The sequence below is a fragment of the Pseudomonas sp. BIC9C genome, assembly GCF_034541995.1.
Taxonomy (GTDB): Bacteria; Pseudomonadota; Gammaproteobacteria; order Pseudomonadales; family Pseudomonadaceae; genus Aquipseudomonas; species Aquipseudomonas fluorescens_CC.
Window position 1 is genome coordinate 532,440 of the sequence record NZ_JAWDGM010000003.1, and the last position, 16,294, is coordinate 548,733.

Sequence of the window (16,294 nt, forward strand, 5' to 3'; positions counted from 1 at the left end):
CAGAGAGTGACGACCAGTGCTGCTCGTCGTTTGCATTGCAACGCCAGGATACTGGCGATTTCATGCTGGAAACGGTGCTCAGGTGGTACACTCGCGCGCCCTGCAATGCCCGATCAACACACCAGGTTGTCAGTTCCGAGATGATACGCAGTACACCCGAAAACAGCTTGCAAGTAGCCCTGAGGGCCTGCAGGAACAGTTTCATGTCGGTGGGTTTTTTCAGTCTGTTCATCAACGCACTGATGTTGGTCCCGACCTTCTACATGCTTCAGGTCTACGGGCGGGTAGTCACGGGCGGTAGCCTGACGACGCTGGCCATGCTGACCATTATCCTGACCTTCCTGCTTGTGACGATGGGCCTGCTGGAGTGGGTGCGCTCACGGATCATGGTTCGCGTCAGCACCAGGCTTGACGTGTTTCTTGGCCGCGATGTCTACAGGGCCAGTTTCAAACGGGCCCTGGAAAGCGGGGGCCTGGACGCGTCGGCCCAGTCGCTCAGCGACCTGACCGGGCTGCGCCAATTCATGTCCGGGAATGGCCTGTTCGCGTTTTTCGACGCGCCGTGGCTGCCGATCTATGTCGCGGTGCTGTTCCTGTTTCACCCCTGGTATGGCTGGACGGCAATTGGTTGTGCGGTGATTTTGCTGGCGCTGGCCTGCATCAATGAGCAATCCACGGGCAAAGTTCTGGCAGAGGCCAATAAAGAGAGCATTGGCACGTCGCTGCATACCAACAAGAATTTGCGCAATGCCGAAGTGATCGAATCCATGGGCATGCTTGATTCCCTCATGTCACGCTGGAGTCTGCAGCACAAGAAGGTACTGTTGTTGCAATCCCGGGCCAGCGATCGCAGCGGGATCATCACGTCGATATCAAAAACCTTCCGTCTGCTCGTTCAATCACTGATTCTCGGCCTTGGCGCCTATCTGGCGGTTAGCCATGAGATCAGTCCCGGGCTGGTGATCGCAGGTTCCGTGCTGTTGGGTCGAACTCTGGCCCCTCTGGACTTGATGATCGGCAGTTGGAGAGGATTCATCACTGCCCGGTCACAATACGCGCGCCTGAACAGCATTCTCGACCGGCAAAATACCGAACCTGAACGTATGCAGTTGCCCGCTCCCATCGGCCATGTAACGGTAGAGAACCTCACCCTGGGGGCTCCCGGCGCAAATACCCCGATCATCAAGGGCATCGGCTTCAACGCCCCAGCAGGCGCAATGATCGGTGTCGTCGGCCCCAGCGCCTCGGGCAAGTCGACGCTTGCCAAGGCCTTGATGGGCGTGTGGAAGCCACAGCATGGCGTAGTTCGCCTGGATGCTGCCGATATCGCCAATTGGGACAAGAACCAATTGGGACCGCACCTCGGGTATTTACCGCAAGACATTGAATTGTTCGAAGGCACTATCAGCGACAACATCGCGCGTTTTGGTGTCGTGGATCCGGACAAGGTGGTGCTGGCGGCCAGGACCGCCGGTGTCCACGAAATGATTCTGATGCTGCCCAATGGTTACGATACGGTCATTGGCGAGGGAGGCATCAATCTGTCGGGTGGGCAACGACAGCGTATCGGGTTGGCCCGGGCAATCTATGGCAGCCCGCGGCTTATCGTTCTGGATGAGCCGAACGCTCACCTGGACGAGGTCGGCGAACGTGCACTGGCGTTGGCGCTGCAACAGATAAAACTTACCGGTGCGACAGTTTTCGTAATCGCCCACCGGACCTCGATCCTGGCCCAACTCGACCGCTTGCTGGTGATGAACGCCGGCACGATCAGTATGTACGGCCCGCGGGATCAGGTCCTCGCGCAACTCAATGCGCATCCATTGGCTGCCCGGCAAAAGCCTGCTGGTGCACGGGCCGGCACAGACGTCGTTTCGACCGGCGTTTGACAGGAAGCTATCGATGAACCGCACGCTCACTACTCCTGCCGATACTTTTGCAGATCTGCCCACGTCCGACAGATCCGTACGCTGCAAAGGATTTCTCATTGTCTTCGTGACGTTCGGCCTGTTTGGCGGATGGGCGGCGTTTGCTCCGCTCGATGGCGCGGCCTATGCGCCAGGTGTCGTCACCGTGCAAACGTATCGCAAGACGGTGCAGCATCTGGAGGGCGGCATCGTCAAGGACCTGCTTGCCCATGATGGCGATGTCGTGAAAAAGGGTGACCCGATCATCGTGCTCGATGACGTTCAACTGCGTTCCGAGTATGAGATGACCCGCAGCCAGGTAATCGCTGCCAGGACAATGGAAGCGCGCTTGCTCGCCGAGCGGGATGACCTGCCGGTGATCGCATTCCCGAATGACCTCAATTCCGACAGTCAGCGCAGTTCCGAGGCACGTTACGGCGAGACTCAGGTGTTCAACGCGCGGCGTAGCTCGCGGCTTGGGCAAGTCGCAGTCCTGCAGGAGCGCATTGGTTAGTTGAATCAGCAAATCAAGGGAACCGACACCATGATCGGTACCAAGACCAACTTGCAAGAATCCTACAACGGTGAAATTGCCGAATTGAAAGAGTTGCTGGCCCAGGGTTTTGTCGACAAGCAGCGGATGCTGGAACAGGCGCGCAAGCTGGACTTGCTCAAGTCTGAAGTGGCGGATCATCGCTCGACAAACATCAAGACCAGGTTGCAGATCAACGAAACCCAGTTGCAGATTCTGCAGATCGACAAAGACTTTAACGCCGACGTTACCAGGCAATTGGCAGAGACTCAGACCAAGGCCTACGACCTGCAGGAAAAAGCCTCGGCGCTGGAGGATCGACTGAGCCGGGTGGTTATCCGTGCTCCGGAAGACGGGATGGTGATTGGGATGACGGTTCACACCATCGGTGGCGTTGTGCGACCTGCGACGCCGTTGCTGGATATTGTTCCATCCGTTTCCGATCTGGTGGTCGAGGCGCAGGTCTCGCCCAATGACATTGATCGAATCGCTATCGGCAAGTTGGCGGACATTCGCTTCAGCGCCTTCAACACAGCCACGACACCCGTCATCGAAGGTCGAGTGACGAGTGTCTCCGGCGACCGCTTGATCAACGAGAAAACCAGCGCACCGTATTACCTGGCCCGGATCAGTGTGACGCGGGAGGGGGCGCGGAAACTGGGCGATCGCAAGCTGTTGGTGGGTATGCCGGCAGACGTATTGATCAACACCGGAGAGCGCACCATGTTGCAATACTTGATGCAGCCGGCACGTAACGTTATCGCCCAGTCGATGATCGAGGAGTGATCGTGCGTCTGTTTCCCTGCCTGGTGATGGGTTCGATGGCGTTGCCTGTCCACGCCGTCGAAGCGCCCACCGCACGGTTCTCTGTCACTACGCCGCCAGCGGCTTCGGTCAGTAAGCAGAACTACTCGGTTGACTTGATGCAGTTGTACCGCGAGTCGCGCCTGGAAGATCCTCGGGTGATCGCTTCTTACTCCAAGGCTCAATCCGGGGTCGAACAGCAAAACCAGGCATTTGGCAGTCTGTTGCCCTCGGTGACGGCTGACGCCGGTTACAACCGGATTAAACAGACCAACCTTCAAATCGACGAGGCCTACAACAGTCGCAATTATTCGGTGGGGTTGACCCAGCCTTTGTATAACAAGGCTGCCTGGGAAAACTACCAGCACTTCAAAAGCCTGGCAAAGCAGGCAGACGCCGAGTCAAAAGAGGCCCAGGCCGAGGCCACGGTGGATCTTGCGCAGCGTTATTTCGCTGCGCTGGCTGCCGATGATGAACTTGAACTGGTGCAGGCCGAACGCAGGGCTACCCAGAAAAACCTCGACAGGGTCAGTGCGCTTTACAGCAAACAACTGGCGATGGTTACCGATTTGCTGGATCTCAGGCTCGGGTCGATTCGCTGGCCGCCCAGGAAGTCGATGCGCGTAACCAGTCCAGTCTGAGCCGTGTGGCGTTGTCGGAAATTATCGGACGGCCGGTCAAAGAGAAGCTGAGCCGTGTGCGTAATGACGTCGAGTTGAAGGTATCCGCCGAAAGCCTGGAGAGTTGGGTCAATTTGGCGATCGCTGGCAATCCGGCCATCAAGGCCAGTGAAAATGCTCAGGAGGCTGCTGAGGCTGCCCTGCGTGCCGGTAAAGGCGGGCACTATCCCACGGTCAATCTGAACCTGAGTGCGCAACAGACCAACGAGGGATACAACAATTCGTTGGCGCCGCAGACCGACAGCTATGTTGCGGGTGTGGGAGTACAGATTCCCATATATAGCGGTGGCACGACGTCCGCGCGGGTAAGGCAGCTGTATCAGGATCAACTCACTGCAGAACAGCAATTGGTGGCGACGCGTCGTCAGGTGGTCAAGGAAACGACAAACGCGTATTTGACTGCAGACTCAAGCGTGGAAAAGATTCACGCCAATCGCAATGCACTGGCCTCGGCCGAGCAATCGCGCATTGCAGCAGAAAAAGCATTTACCTATGGCGTGGTCAATGCCGTGGATGTTTTGACCGCTGTGCAGAACGAATTCAAAGCGCGTCGCGATCTGCTCAAGGCTCAGTACGACTTTATAACCAACCTTTTTATCCTGAATCGTTGGGCCGGAAAGTTGTCGGAACAGAGTGTCGAAAGCGTCAATGTCTGGTTGAGCGGGAATGATCAAGCGATCTCTTCACCAGAGACTCTGCGGGAATAAGTTGTCGTCCGTTAAAGACTTGTCGCGTTTGACAAGATATGGATCGTCCAAAAAAATATTGTTTGTTTTTGTAGCGATAAAGGCAGGCACTAAAGCAGTGGGGCAAGCCGGGCTGCGCTTGAAGAGCAAGCGCAGCCCTCGACAATTAACGACGAGATGGGCGCAGTGAGAGTACGGCGCGGCGAATAATGGCGACACCCAGGCCAAGTATGAATCCGAAGATCAGGCCAAATCCGACGATCAGGGCTTTCTTCGGTTTTACTGGCGCTTGAGGTTCCGTCGCATCTTTATCAAGTCGAACCAGGTTGAAGTGATCGAAGTTTACATTCAGTTGCTTCAAGTGAGTCAACTCACCGCGGATGTCTGCGAAGTCCTTGAGAAACAGCTCGGGATGGTTCCGCTCTTTGAGAAGAGCTGCTTCGCGGTTGGTAGCCAGCAGGCTGAGTTCTTTTTGGATCTCATCAACCCGCGGCTCGGTGAAGTCATCGGAATGACGAGCTACCAGGGTGGCGCGTTCTGCTTCCAGTGCTGCCTGTCCCAGGAAGTACAGGGGGATTTTCTGATTGTTGACTTCCGTGCGGATCATGTTGCCCTGTCGTGCTTGTTCTCCATCTCCCAGCGCCGAGGGCGTGGTGGGTTTTACAATTCCGAGTTTCTTGGCGATGACGATGGCTTCATCAAGCTCTTTGATGCGGTTCTGCCTGCGGCTTTGCAGTTGTTGACGCAACGCTTTGAGTTCGTCTTGAAGTACTTGTTTTTTTAGCTGATCTTTTTCCAGCAAGAGGGCAATTTTAGAGTCTTTCTCCGCCTCATAGGCAGATTTTTTTGACTCCAGCTTCTTTTCTACCTGGTCGATGCGGTTGGCGATCAGTGTTTTTAAATTTGAAGCCACTTTTTCTTTTTCGTCTTTCACGACGAAATCGGTAAAGTCTTTCAAGATGCCTACTCCATCTACACCTTGAGGGTATCTGAGGCTAAGGCCAACGGCTTCGGAAAGGCTGGAGCTTTTTTTGGGGTCAACTTTTACAAGCGAAAATGATTTTTCGTTGAACTTCTCAAATGTGTTTTCAATGGTTTGCCCTGGTGCCTGCAGTGGCGCGAGGTACTGAGGATTGGCTTGGAAGAACTTCAGGCGGACATAATAAGATTGCATCGATGCGCCAATGTTATTTAGTGCGTCTTTTGGCAAGAGTTTGTAAAGTCCGGACTCATTCAGCTCGTCCAGGTCTGCCAGCGGGACAGGTCGGACATAAGTTTCAACTTCATATTCCGGAGTTGCCAAGAGGGCATAAGCGATAGCGGCGGTAACGGTGAGTGCAGTAAACAGTAAAACAATCGCCCTTTGATCCCAAAGGCTACCGATAAGCTCCTTTACTTCAGCAACTTCGTGTCGGGGGGTATCAATTGTGTTTACTGGAATATTCATCACGCGCTCTAAAAATTTGGACAGACGCTCCAAAATATTTCTGGAAAATTACCGTCATCCAGGTTGGAAAATTGTACATATGATTTTTTTTATTTTCTAGCATTTGTTAGCAAACAGCAAGGGTGAGAAACAGACGCAGATACGACCGCAGAGCGGACCAGGCATCGCGTTGATGGTCTTGAGTACGGGTTTGACGCATGGGACACCTTTCGCTCAGTCACCGTTGAAGGCGCTCCGGTCATCCCCCCCTAAAAAAAAGACATCGGTCAGTTCGCGATACCGTTCATTCCATCGCAGAGGTTTGGCTGGGTTTCGCGTTTATTCTGGGTCTACTCTCATTCTGGGCAGGCCACCGACGAGAACCGACCGTTCCTCGGGGATGAAAAATTACGACTATCATATCTGGTTTGAATTATGGCTATAATATAAATCGCTTGCGCCGAATTGCTTTGGCGCCGGGCATCCATAGGCATCCTTCAGGAGCACAGTCATGAATTCGATTCAGTCCCAAGGCACGGCCCTTGTCACAGGTGCCTCTTCCGGTATCGGGGCGGTTTACGCTGAGCGGTTGGCAGCCCGTGGTTTTGATCTGTTGCTGGTGGCTCGCGACGAGCAGCGACTGGAGGCTGCGGCGAGCAGTCTGCGTTCGCAGCATGGGATCAAGGTCGAAGTGCTGAAGGCGGATCTGACCCAAAAACAAGACGTGCTGCAGCTCGAACAGCGGTTACGCAGCGATTCGAGTATCAGCCTGTTGCTCAATAACGCCGGCGTGGCAGCGGACGGGCTATTGGCCAATGCCGATACCGATCAACTGGAACGAATGATTCAGTTGAACATTACTGCTGTCACGCGATTGGCCGCGGCGGCTGCAGCCAGTTTTACCAAGGCCGGGCGCGGCACGATCATCAATATTGCATCGGTTGTGGCATTGTTTCCCGAGCGTTTCAACGCGACGTACAGCGCCAGCAAGGCCTATGTATTGAGCTTGACTCAATCGTTGAACGCCGAGCTGGATGGCACCGGAGTGAAGATCCAGGCGGTCCTGCCCGGTGTGACACGCACCGAGATCTGGGAGCGCTCTGGTATCGATGCGTCACAGATTCCTGCGGACATGGTGATGGAAGCGGGCGAGATGGTCGATGCGGCGTTGTCGGGTCTGGACCAGGGTGAATTGATCACTATTCCTTCGTTACCGGATGCGGGCGATTGGGATGCCTTTGTGGCGGCGCGTCTTGTGATGGCGCCTAACCTTTCCAAAAGCAAGGCCGCTGCCCGTTATCGGTAAGCGCCATCAACCGGCTTGAGGTATGTGTGGTATGAGTGATCGACGCGTAGTTGTAACAGGTATGGGCCTGGTATCGCCGCTTGGGAGCGGTGTCGAAGCAGTCTGGAAGCGGCTGCTGGCCGGGCGTTCCGGGCTGCGCAATCTGCCGCAAGAGGTGGTTGCCGATCTGCCGGCCACGGTCGGTGGTGCCGTGCCTGCGCTGGCTGATGATCCGGAGGCGGGGTTCGATCCGGACCGGGCAACGCCGCCGAAGGAACAGAAGAAGATGGACCGCTTCATTCTGTTCGCCATGGAAGCGGCACGTCAGGCGCTGGAGCAAGCCGGCTGGCAAGCGCTGGATGCCAACGCCCAGGAGCGCACGGCCACCATCATCGGTTCGGGAGTAGGTGGTTTCGGTGCCATTGCCGACGCGGTGCGCACCACCGACAGCCGTGGTCCGAGACGTTTGTCACCATTCACGATCCCTTCATTTCTGGTTAACCTCGCGGCAGGTCATGTGTCGATCCAGCATGGCTTCAAGGGGCCATTAGGCGCGCCGGTCACGGCATGCGCCGCCGGGGTTCAGGCGATTGGCGACGCGGCGCGGCTGATTCGCGCGGGGGAGGCGGATATTGCGGTGTGCGGCGGCGCGGAAGCGGCGATCGATCGGGTCAGCCTTGCCGGGTTTGCGGCTGCTCGCGCCTTGTCCAGCGCTTACAACGACACGCCTGAGCGCGCTTCACGACCTTTCGACAGTGGTCGCGACGGCTTTGTCATGGGCGAAGGGGCCGGGCTGCTGGTCATCGAATCTCTGGACCATGCGCTGGCCCGGGGCGCCCAGCCCTGGCGGAGCTGGTCGGCTACGGCACCAGCGCCGATGCCTTTCACCTGACCGCCGGCCCCGAGGACGGCAGCGGTGCGCAGCGAGCGATGTCGTTGGCATTGGCACAGGCAGGTGTGTCACCGGCTCAGGTCCAGCATCTGAATGCTCATGCAACTTCGACTCCGGTGGGGGATCTGGGTGAGCTGGCGGCGATCAAAGCCTTGTTCGGGACGCAAAATGGCATCGCTGTGACATCAACCAAATCGGCGACCGGGCATTTGCTCGGTGCAGCAGGTGGGCTCGAAGCGATCTTTACGCTGCTGGCGATCCGCGATCAGATCGTGCCGGCCACCCTCAATTTCGAGAACCCGGACCCTGCCACTGAAGGTGTGGACATCGTTCATGGCGCCGCGCGGCCGATGGCCATCGAGTACGCGTTGTCCAACGGCTTCGGATTTGGCGGAGTCAATGCCAGTGTGTTGTTCAAGCGTTGGCAGGGTTAATCCTGTGAGTGTTTGAGGTGTTCGCGTGCGACGTCGAGAATCCGTTGGGCAAACTCGGCGTCGGCCACGCTGCGGGACAACAGCAAGGCACCGACCAGCGTGGACATGATGACGATGCTGCGGTCGACGGTGTGCTCTCCGTCCAGGGTGCGCTGGATCTGATCGAGTCGCGCCTGGAGCACGACGTCGCTGGTCGGGCTCGGTTGTCCACGCAGCCCCAGTTCCGAAGAGATGGTCGGCAGCGGGCAACCTTCGTGAGGCGAGGTTTGATGCCATTCGGAGAGGTAGGTGTCGATGAAGGCTTCGAGTGGATGCTCCTCTGCGAAGATTTGCGCGCACAACTCGTCGACCTGTACACCAGCCTCCTGCAAGGCTTTCTCCACCAGTTCGTCTTTGGACTTGAAGTGCGAGTAAAAGCCGCCGTGGGTCAAGCCCAGAGCTTTCATCAGGGGTTGCAGCCCGGTCGCGCCAATACCATCGCGTCGAAATCGCGCTGAAGCTTCCTTGATTATGCGTTGGTGGGTCTGGGCTTTATGGTCCTGCGAGTAACGCATCTGATATCTCCGCATCAATGCGGCCCATATTAACCAATGAAAATTGCATGGTGACTGTACTTCTACTTCTAAAAAGCATGCAGATGCTTCGATATCAGTACAAAGCGGCATGATTGCAGGCACTTTCACACCAAAACAAACCCCGCCGGTCAAGGCGGGGTTTTCAGTCAGCGGTCCCGCGCTTCCTTGGCGTCCATTTCGGCATTGCGTTCGGCGACGCGCTTACGTTGCTCTTCGGTCAGTTCGACCTTGTTGGCGGTGTCGCGCAGCATCATCAGACCACCAACGATCGAGCCGATGGCAACGACCAGAATCAACCAGGCATACCAGGGCATAGGACTCTCCTTGAAAACAGGCGGTTGGCGACGATTCGCCAACCGATCGTGCATACCACTTTGAGCGATGGGGTTTCACCGCAGTTCCATGGCTGTTACTCCCATTCTATGCCTGTTGTTCAAGGTGCACTCGAACGCATTCAATGTCCGGTGAGCATCGCATCTGCCGGTGCGTCGGCGCGCAATTGCGCGGTGAGCATGAAATACACGAAACCTGCCGCCATGAAGGCCAGGAAGATCAGACCGATCAAGGTGTTGAACCAGGCCATCGCCACCAGGCACACCACCGCCAGCATCAGTGCAATGAACGGCACCAGCGGGTAGCACGGGGCGCGGAAGCTGCGTTCCAGGTTGGGCTCGGTTTTACGCAGTTTGAACAGGCTGAGCATGCTCATGATATACATCACGATGGCGCCGAACACGGCTATGGTGATCATCGCGGCGGTCAGCGTCATGCCGCCAAGGTTGATCAGCCCGTCGCTGTAGATGGCTGCAATGCCGATTACTCCACCGGCGATGATCGCCCTGTGCGGGGTTTGAAAGCGCGACAACCTGGCCAGGGACGCCGGCAGGTAACCGGCCCGGGCGAGGGCGAAGAACTGCCGCGAGTAGCCAAGGATGATCCCGTGGAAGCTCGCTACCAGACCGAACAGACCGATCCACACCAGCATGTGCAGCCAGCCCGAGCTTTCGCCGACCACGGTTTTCATCGCCTGCGGCAGCGGGTCGTTGATGTTCGACAGGGTGCGCCAGTCGCCGACGCCACCGGCGAAGAACATCACACCCATCGCCAGCAGCACCAAGGTCAGGATGCCGCTGATGTACGCCTTGGGAATCGTGCGTTTCGGGTCCTTGGCTTCTTCGGCAGCCATGGCTGCGCCTTCGATGGCGAGGAAGAACCAGATGGCAAAGGGGATCGCCGCGAACATCCCGGCAATCGCCGGAGCACCGAACACGTCAGAGCCGGCCCAGCCATTGAGTGCGAAGTTGCTGAAGCTGAACGCCGGGGCAACCACGCCCATGAATACCAGCAATTCAGCGACCGCCAACACACAGACCACCAGTTCGAAGGTCGCCGCCAGTTTCACCCCGAGGATGTTGAGGCCCATGAATACGATATAGGCACCGACTGCCGCGTGTTTTGGGTCCAGGGCTGGAAACTGGACATTGAGGTAGGCGCCAATGGCCAGGGCAATCGCCGGTGGGGCGAAGACGAATTCGATCAGTGTCGCCAGCCCGGCAATCAACCCGCCTTTTTCGCCAAAGGCGCGACGGCTGTAGGCAAAGGGGCCGCCAGCGTGAGGAATGGCGGTGGTCAGCTCGGTGAAACTGAAGATGAAGCAGGTGTACAGGGTAGCGACCATGAACGAGGTGACCAGAAAGCCCAAAGTCCCGGCCACGCCCCAGCCATAGCTCCAGCCGAAATACTCCCCGGAAATCACCAGCCCGACCGCAATGCCCCACAGGTGCAACGTGCCCAGCGTGGGTTTGAGTTGTGTGTTCATGGGTTTGCTCCCTGAGTGGTTTGGAAAGCTCGGGGGAGGGCTGTGCAGTGGGCGTGCCATTTCGCGATTGTGCGTCGTAATGGGCTGAAAGCTGTCGTATCGGGGATGTTCGCCCCTGAATACACGAAATTTATGCGTCAGTCAGGGGCGTCGCTACTTCAAATGCCGCTTTCGCGAGCAAGCCCGCATGCCCGCTACCGTTGCAACGCGGGTATGCCGGTGCGGGCAGCGGTTGATGCTCAGGTTTGTTCGGTAAGGCATTCGCGCAACGCCGTTTGCCAGTCAGGTTGACTGACGCCCCAATCGCGTTGCAAGCGACTGCAATCCAGGCGTGAGTTGAGCGGTCGGGCGGCGGGTGTCGGGTAGTCGCTGGACGGAATCGGTAACAGGTTGGCGCAGGGCTTGCCCTGTTGTCGCAATGCCTCGCCGATCGCCTGGGCAAAGCCAAACCAGGAGGTTTCACCTTGAGCGGCCAGGTGATAGGTACCCCAGTTTGCAGCCGTGTTCGTCTGCCAGCGTTCAATCAAGGCAAGGGTGCTGTTGGCGATTGTACCGGCCCATGTAGGGGCGCCGATTTGATCGGCGACGACACGTAGCTCCGGTTTTTCTTGCAGCAAACGTTGCATCGTCAGCAGAAAGTTACGGCCATGAGTCGAATAGACCCAACTGGTACGCAGGATCAGGTGTTTACCTTGCACGTCCCTGATCGCCTGCTCACCGGCCAGCTTGCTCTTGCCGTATACCCCGAGCGGATTGGGCGTGTCGTCCTCGTTGTAAGGCCCGGCTTTCGTCCCGTCGAATACATAGTCCGTGGAGTAATGAATCAACGGGATGTCGAGAGCCAGCGCTTCTTCAGCAACAATGCCGGGAGCAACCGCGTTAATGGCAAAGGCTGATTGCGGCTCGCTTTCTGCCAGATCAACCGCCGTATGGGCCGCTGCGTTGATGATCAGATCGGGCCGGATGTTTTGCACCTGACGGCGAATCTGATCGGGTTGCGCGAGATCGAGCTGATCGCGACCCAATACGATCAGTTCGCCGACAGCCCCCAGTCGCCGCTGCAACTCATGTGAAACCTGACCGGGCCGGCCATTGATGAGTACTTTCATGGGAGCAGTCCAGTCTCGTCGCCGGGCAAATCGGGTTCACCCAGGTTCATTGCTCTTCCCCTGCCAGTTTGGCCAGGTACTGGCCATAGCCGGTTTTGCCGAAGTATCGGGCGCGCTCCAGCAACTGCTCGCAGTCGATCCAGCCATTTTCATAGGCTATCTCTTCGAGACAGGCGACTTTGAGGCCCTGGCGGTGTTCGATGGTTTGCACGTACTGAGAGGCTTCGAGCAGGCTATCGTGGGTGCCGGTGTCGAGCCAGGCGAATCCTCGACCAAAACGCTCGACCTGCAGATCCCCACGCTGCAGATAGGCATTGTTGACGTCGGTGATTTCCAGCTCGCCACGTGGCGAAGGTTTCACCGCCTTGGCGATCTCGATCACATCGTTGTCGTAGAAATACAGGCCGGTCACGGCATAGCTGGATTTCGGCTTTTTCGGTTTTTCTTCGATCGAAAGCGCACGCCCGTCGCTGTCGAAATCGATGACACCGAAGCGCTCGGGATCTTTGACCCAGTAACCGAACACGGTGGCGCCGGAGGGGCGTTTTGTCGCGTTCTGCAATTGTTCGCCAAAATGCTGACCATGGAAGATGTTGTCGCCCAGGATCAGGCACACAGGATCATCGCCAATGAACTCTTCGCCGATCAGAAAAGCCTGGGCCAGGCCGTCCGGTGATGGCTGTTCGGCAAAGCTGAAGTTCACCCCGAACTGGCTGCCGTCACCCAGCAGATTGCGATACTGAGGTAGATCCTGCGGGGTGGAGATCAGCAGGATATCCTTGATGCCGGCCAGCATCAGCACCGAGATCGGATAGTAGATCATCGGCTTGTCGTAGACCGGTAACAGCTGTTTCGACACTCCGAGCGTAATCGGGTGCAGGCGCGTGCCCGAGCCACCCGCCAAAACGATACCTTTCATCATGCGAGCAACTCCTTGGGATTGATGGCGCCAAGGCGTTCACCCTGATAGCTGCCATCTTGAACGCGGCGGCACCACTCCATGTTGTCCAGGTACCATTGAACGGTTTTGCGCAAGCCGGTTTCGAACGTTTCTTCGGGCACCCAGCCCAGTTCGCGTTCAATCTTGCTGGCATCGATGGCGTAGCGTAAGTCATGACCAGGACGATCCTGGACGAACGTGATCAGGTCGGCGTAATGCGCAACGCCCTCAGGCTTGTGCGGTGCCAGTTCTTCAAGCAGGGCGCAGATGCCCCGCACCACGTCGATGTTCTTTTGTTCGTTGTGCCCGCCGATGTTGTAGGTCTCGCCGACGGTGCCGGTGGTCACCACTTTGAGCAGTGCCCGGGCGTGATCTTCGACGAACAACCAGTCGCGCACTTGCAGGCCATTGCCATACACCGGCAGTGGCTTGCCGCCCAAAGCATTGAGGATGACCAGCGGAATCAGTTTCTCGGGGAAGTGGAACGGCCCGTAATTGTTCGAGCAATTGGTCAGCAGCACCGGCAGGCCATAGGTTCGCTGCCAGGCGCGGACCAGGTGGTCGGACGCTGCCTTGCTGGCGGAATAGGGCGAGCTCGGCGCGTAGGGCGTCGTTTCCGTAAACAGATCGTCGACACCGTGCAGGTCACCGTAAACCTCGTCAGTGGAAATGTGATGAAAGCGGAAGGCGCTTTTCTCAGGCTCCGGCAGGGCTTGCCAATAGGCGCGGGTGGCCTCGAGCAGGCTGTAGGTGCCGACGATGTTGGTCTGGATGAATTCCGATGGTCCGTCGATGGAGCGATCGACGTGGGACTCCGCTGCCAGGTGCATGATCGCGTGAGGCTGGAAACGAGCCAGCACGGCTGCGACGGTCACCTGATCCACGATATCGGCCTGAACGAACTCGTAGCGCGTATCGTTGGCAATACTGGTCAGTGATTCAAGATTGCCAGCATATGTCAGTTTGTCCAGGTTGAGCACTTCATGCTCAGTGTGTTGAATCAGCTCGCGAACAAGGGCCGAGCCTATGAAACCGGCTCCGCCGGTAATAAGGATACGCACGTTGGGCCAGCCTTTTTCAGTAATGCGAATGGCGGTAGCTTGCAGGCGCGAGCGGGGAGGTGCAAGAATTCTTGACCCCATAGGGTTGCGTCGCGCCAATCAGGCTGGATTATCCATGACTTGCGGCCACCACTCACTACTCTCGTGCAAAATTCGGGGCATCAGGCACAACACGTCCGGTTTTCTCCGTACCGGAACGCCTTCCCGCGCCCTGTAACCCCTGCGTAAACCCACTCTTTACGCTTTCTTTATGTCCCGCCCACACCCTCGATCTCGTTCCTTTACAGCCTCCTTTCCGACAATGACTCCACACGCGGCAATACGCCGTAACACGGAGAACTTCCATGAGCGTTCTGGACGGGGTGTCGCTGCTGCTGGCAGTGGGGCTGTTCATTTATCTGTTGGTTGCGCTGTTGCGCGCGGACCGGAACTAGGAGCGGCTATGCACAGTTATGACTATTGGCTGATCCTCGGCTTTTTTGCCCTGGTTTTGGTCCCGGCGCCGTTTCTCGGGCGCTTCTACTACAAGGTGATGGAAGGACAGCGCACCTGGCTGACGCCGATTCTCGGCCCGGTCGAACGGGGTTGTTATCGTCTGGCCGGCGTCGATCCGCAGGCCGAACAGAGCTGGCAGAAGTACATGCTGGCTCTGCTTGCATTCAACCTCGCGGGTTTCCTGCTGCTGTTCGCGATTCTGTTGTTCCAGGACCACTTGCCACTGAACCCGCAAAACCTGCCGGGCCAGGAGTGGACGCTGGCGTTCAACACCGCCGTCAGTTTCATGACCAACACCAACTGGCAGGCCTACAGCGGCGAAGCGTCCTTGAGCTATCTGAGCCAGATGGTCGGCCTCACCGTGCAGAACTTCGTCAGCGCCGCCACCGGCCTGGCAGTTCTGGTTGCGCTGTGCCGCGGCATCGGTCGCAAATCCACTGCATCGCTTGGCAACTTCTGGGTCGACATGACCCGCGCCACCCTCTACGGCTTGCTGCCACTGTGCCTGCTGCTGGCGCTGTATCTGGTCTGGCAGGGTGTGCCGCAAACCTTCGCGCAATATGTGAATGCGGTGACCGTGCAGGGGGTTGATCAAGTGATCCCGCTGGGCCCGGCCGCCAGCCAGATTGCGATCAAGCAATTGGGCACCAACGGTGGCGGTTTCTTCGGCGTGAACTCGGCGCATCCGTTCGAGAACCCGACGGCGTGGAGCAACCTGTTCGAAGTGGCCTCGATCATCCTGATCCCGGTGGCACTGGTGTTCACCTTCGGCCACTACGTGAAGGACCTGCGTCAGAGTCGCGCGATCATCGCCTGCATGCTGGCGCTGTTCCTGATCGGCGGCGCGACCTCGCTGTGGGCTGAATACCAACCGAACCCGGCGCTGAACAACGTCGCTGTCGAACAGACCGCGCCGCTGGAGGGCAAGGAAGCGCGCTTCGGTACCACCGCCACCGTGCTGTGGTCGGTGACCACCACGGCAGCGTCCAACGGTTCGGTGAACGGCATGCACGACAGCCTCAACCCACTGAGCGGCATGGTGGCGCTGGTCAACATGATGGTCGGCGAAGTGATCTTCGGCGGCGTCGGCGCCGGGCTCTACGGCATGCTGCTCAACGTGCTGATCGCGGTGTTCCTCGCCGGCCTGATGATCGGTCGTACTCCGGAATACCTCGGCAAGAAACTGCAAGCCACGGAAGTGCAATTGCTGGTGGTGACCTTGATGGTCATGCCGATTGGCGTACTGGTGCTCGGCGCGATCGCCGCCAGCCTGCCAGGCCCGGTGGCTGCCGTGAGCAACCCTGGCGCCCACGGTTTCAGTCAACTGCTCTACGCCTACACCTCGGCCAGTGCCAACAACGGCTCTGCGTTCGGCGGCTTTGGTGCCAACACCCCGTTCCACAACCTGATGCTGGGGCTTGGCATGTTGATCGGTCGTTTCGGTTACATCCTCCCGGTCCTGGCCCTGGCCGGCAGCCTGGCGATGAAGAAAACCGCACCGATCGGCCAGAACAGCTTTCCGACCCACGGTCCGCTGTTCGTGACCCTGCTGACCGTGACCATTTTGCTGGTGGGTGGTTTGACCTTCTTGCCGACGCTGGCGTTGGGTCCGATTGCTGAACACCTGAGCATGGGATTCTGAGGATTAT

General features: G+C 57.8%; 11 protein-coding genes and 3 pseudogenes. 7 read left to right on the forward strand and 7 right to left on the reverse strand.

From position 1 onward, the window contains the following. Positions 1–143: 143 nt before the first annotated feature. The 3 genes and pseudogenes from RS887_RS17045 (at position 144) to RS887_RS17055 (ending at position 4,630) form a co-directional block, all read left to right on the forward strand. Positions 144–1,889, forward strand: coding sequence for a type I secretion system permease/ATPase (locus RS887_RS17045; RefSeq protein ID WP_322616351.1), 1,746 nt, complete (start codon positions 144–146; stop codon positions 1,887–1,889). A 13-nt stretch (positions 1,890–1,902) separates the two neighbouring features. Continuing rightward, positions 1,903–3,225: pseudogene (locus tag RS887_RS17050) on the forward strand (HlyD family type I secretion periplasmic adaptor subunit). Between the two features lie 26 nt (positions 3,226–3,251). After that, positions 3,252–4,630: pseudogene (locus tag RS887_RS17055) on the forward strand (TolC family outer membrane protein). Positions 4,631–4,775: 145 nt separating this feature from the next. Here the strand turns inward: RS887_RS17055 and RS887_RS17060 are convergent. Then, positions 4,776–6,056 carry a Wzz/FepE/Etk N-terminal domain-containing protein gene (locus RS887_RS17060; RefSeq protein ID WP_322616250.1) on the reverse strand — a complete coding sequence of 427 codons (1,281 nt, stop codon included), beginning with the start codon at positions 6,054–6,056 and terminating at the stop codon, positions 4,776–4,778. 490 nt (positions 6,057–6,546) lie between these two features. Here RS887_RS17060 and RS887_RS17065 point away from each other — a divergent pair, with 490 nt between their 5' ends. Both RS887_RS17065 and fabF read left to right on the forward strand, forming a co-directional pair. Next, positions 6,547–7,341: an SDR family oxidoreductase gene (locus RS887_RS17065; protein WP_322616251.1), complete on the forward strand. Its 795-nt coding sequence runs from the start codon at positions 6,547–6,549 to the stop codon at positions 7,339–7,341. A 31-nt stretch (positions 7,342–7,372) separates the two neighbouring features. Continuing rightward, a pseudogene (gene fabF / locus RS887_RS17070) lies at positions 7,373–8,646 on the forward strand (beta-ketoacyl-ACP synthase II). Here fabF and RS887_RS17075 read toward each other — a convergent pair. From RS887_RS17075 to rfbB, 6 genes are all read right to left on the reverse strand, one after another. After that, positions 8,643–9,200 (reverse strand): TetR/AcrR family transcriptional regulator, encoded by a 558-nt coding sequence (locus tag RS887_RS17075; protein ID WP_322616252.1) that lies wholly within the window; start codon positions 9,198–9,200, stop codon positions 8,643–8,645. The pseudogene fabF and the gene RS887_RS17075 overlap by 4 nt on opposite strands. A gap of 167 nt (positions 9,201–9,367) precedes the next feature. Then, positions 9,368–9,535, reverse strand: a complete 168-nt coding sequence (locus RS887_RS17080; RefSeq protein ID WP_080963123.1) for a DUF2897 family protein — start codon at positions 9,533–9,535, stop codon at positions 9,368–9,370. Positions 9,536–9,675: 140 nt separating this feature from the next. Then, entirely contained in the window at positions 9,676–11,040 is a 1,365-nt protein-coding gene (gene eat, locus RS887_RS17085) for an ethanolamine permease (protein WP_322616253.1), read from the reverse strand. A gap of 239 nt (positions 11,041–11,279) precedes the next feature. Continuing rightward, entirely contained in the window at positions 11,280–12,149 is an 870-nt protein-coding gene (gene rfbD, locus RS887_RS17090; RefSeq protein ID WP_322616254.1) for a dTDP-4-dehydrorhamnose reductase, read from the reverse strand. Positions 12,150–12,195: 46 nt separating this feature from the next. Continuing rightward, on the reverse strand, positions 12,196–13,071 hold the full coding sequence (gene rfbA / locus RS887_RS17095; RefSeq protein WP_322616255.1) for a glucose-1-phosphate thymidylyltransferase RfbA: 876 nt from the start codon (positions 13,069–13,071) through the stop codon (positions 12,196–12,198). After that, positions 13,068–14,150 carry a dTDP-glucose 4,6-dehydratase gene (gene rfbB / locus RS887_RS17100; RefSeq protein ID WP_322616256.1) on the reverse strand — a complete coding sequence of 361 codons (1,083 nt, stop codon included), beginning with the start codon at positions 14,148–14,150 and terminating at the stop codon, positions 13,068–13,070. The genes rfbA and rfbB overlap by 4 nt, the downstream gene beginning before the upstream one ends. 344 nt (positions 14,151–14,494) lie before the next feature. Here rfbB and kdpF point away from each other — a divergent pair, with 344 nt between their 5' ends. Then, positions 14,495–14,584 carry a K(+)-transporting ATPase subunit F gene (kdpF, locus tag RS887_RS17105; protein ID WP_007899818.1) on the forward strand — a complete coding sequence of 30 codons (90 nt, stop codon included), beginning with the start codon at positions 14,495–14,497 and terminating at the stop codon, positions 14,582–14,584. An 8-nt stretch (positions 14,585–14,592) separates the two neighbouring features. Continuing rightward, complete coding sequence (gene kdpA / locus RS887_RS17110) at positions 14,593–16,287, forward strand: potassium-transporting ATPase subunit KdpA (RefSeq protein ID WP_322616257.1); 1,695 nt, start codon at positions 14,593–14,595, stop codon at positions 16,285–16,287. The last annotated feature ends 7 nt before the right edge of the window (positions 16,288–16,294 follow it).

Bases quoted from the DNA above. Each gene is read 5' to 3' on its own strand.
- RS887_RS17060 (WP_322616250.1), bottom strand. From the start codon at position 6,056: ATGAATATTCCAGTAAACACAATTGATACCCCCCGACACGAAGTTGCT.
- RS887_RS17065 (WP_322616251.1), top strand. From the start codon at position 6,547: ATGAATTCGATTCAGTCCCAAGGCACGGCCCTTGTCACAGGTGCCTCT.
- RS887_RS17075 (WP_322616252.1), bottom strand. From the start codon at position 9,200: ATGCGTTACTCGCAGGACCATAAAGCCCAGACCCACCAACGCATAATC.
- RS887_RS17080 (WP_080963123.1), bottom strand. From the start codon at position 9,535: ATGCCCTGGTATGCCTGGTTGATTCTGGTCGTTGCCATCGGCTCGATC.
- eat (WP_322616253.1), bottom strand. From the start codon at position 11,040: ATGAACACACAACTCAAACCCACGCTGGGCACGTTGCACCTGTGGGGC.
- rfbD (WP_322616254.1), bottom strand. From the start codon at position 12,149: ATGAAAGTACTCATCAATGGCCGGCCCGGTCAGGTTTCACATGAGTTG.
- rfbA (WP_322616255.1), bottom strand. From the start codon at position 13,071: ATGATGAAAGGTATCGTTTTGGCGGGTGGCTCGGGCACGCGCCTGCAC.
- kdpF (WP_007899818.1), top strand. From the start codon at position 14,495: ATGAGCGTTCTGGACGGGGTGTCGCTGCTGCTGGCAGTGGGGCTGTTC.
- kdpA (WP_322616257.1), top strand. From the start codon at position 14,593: ATGCACAGTTATGACTATTGGCTGATCCTCGGCTTTTTTGCCCTGGTT.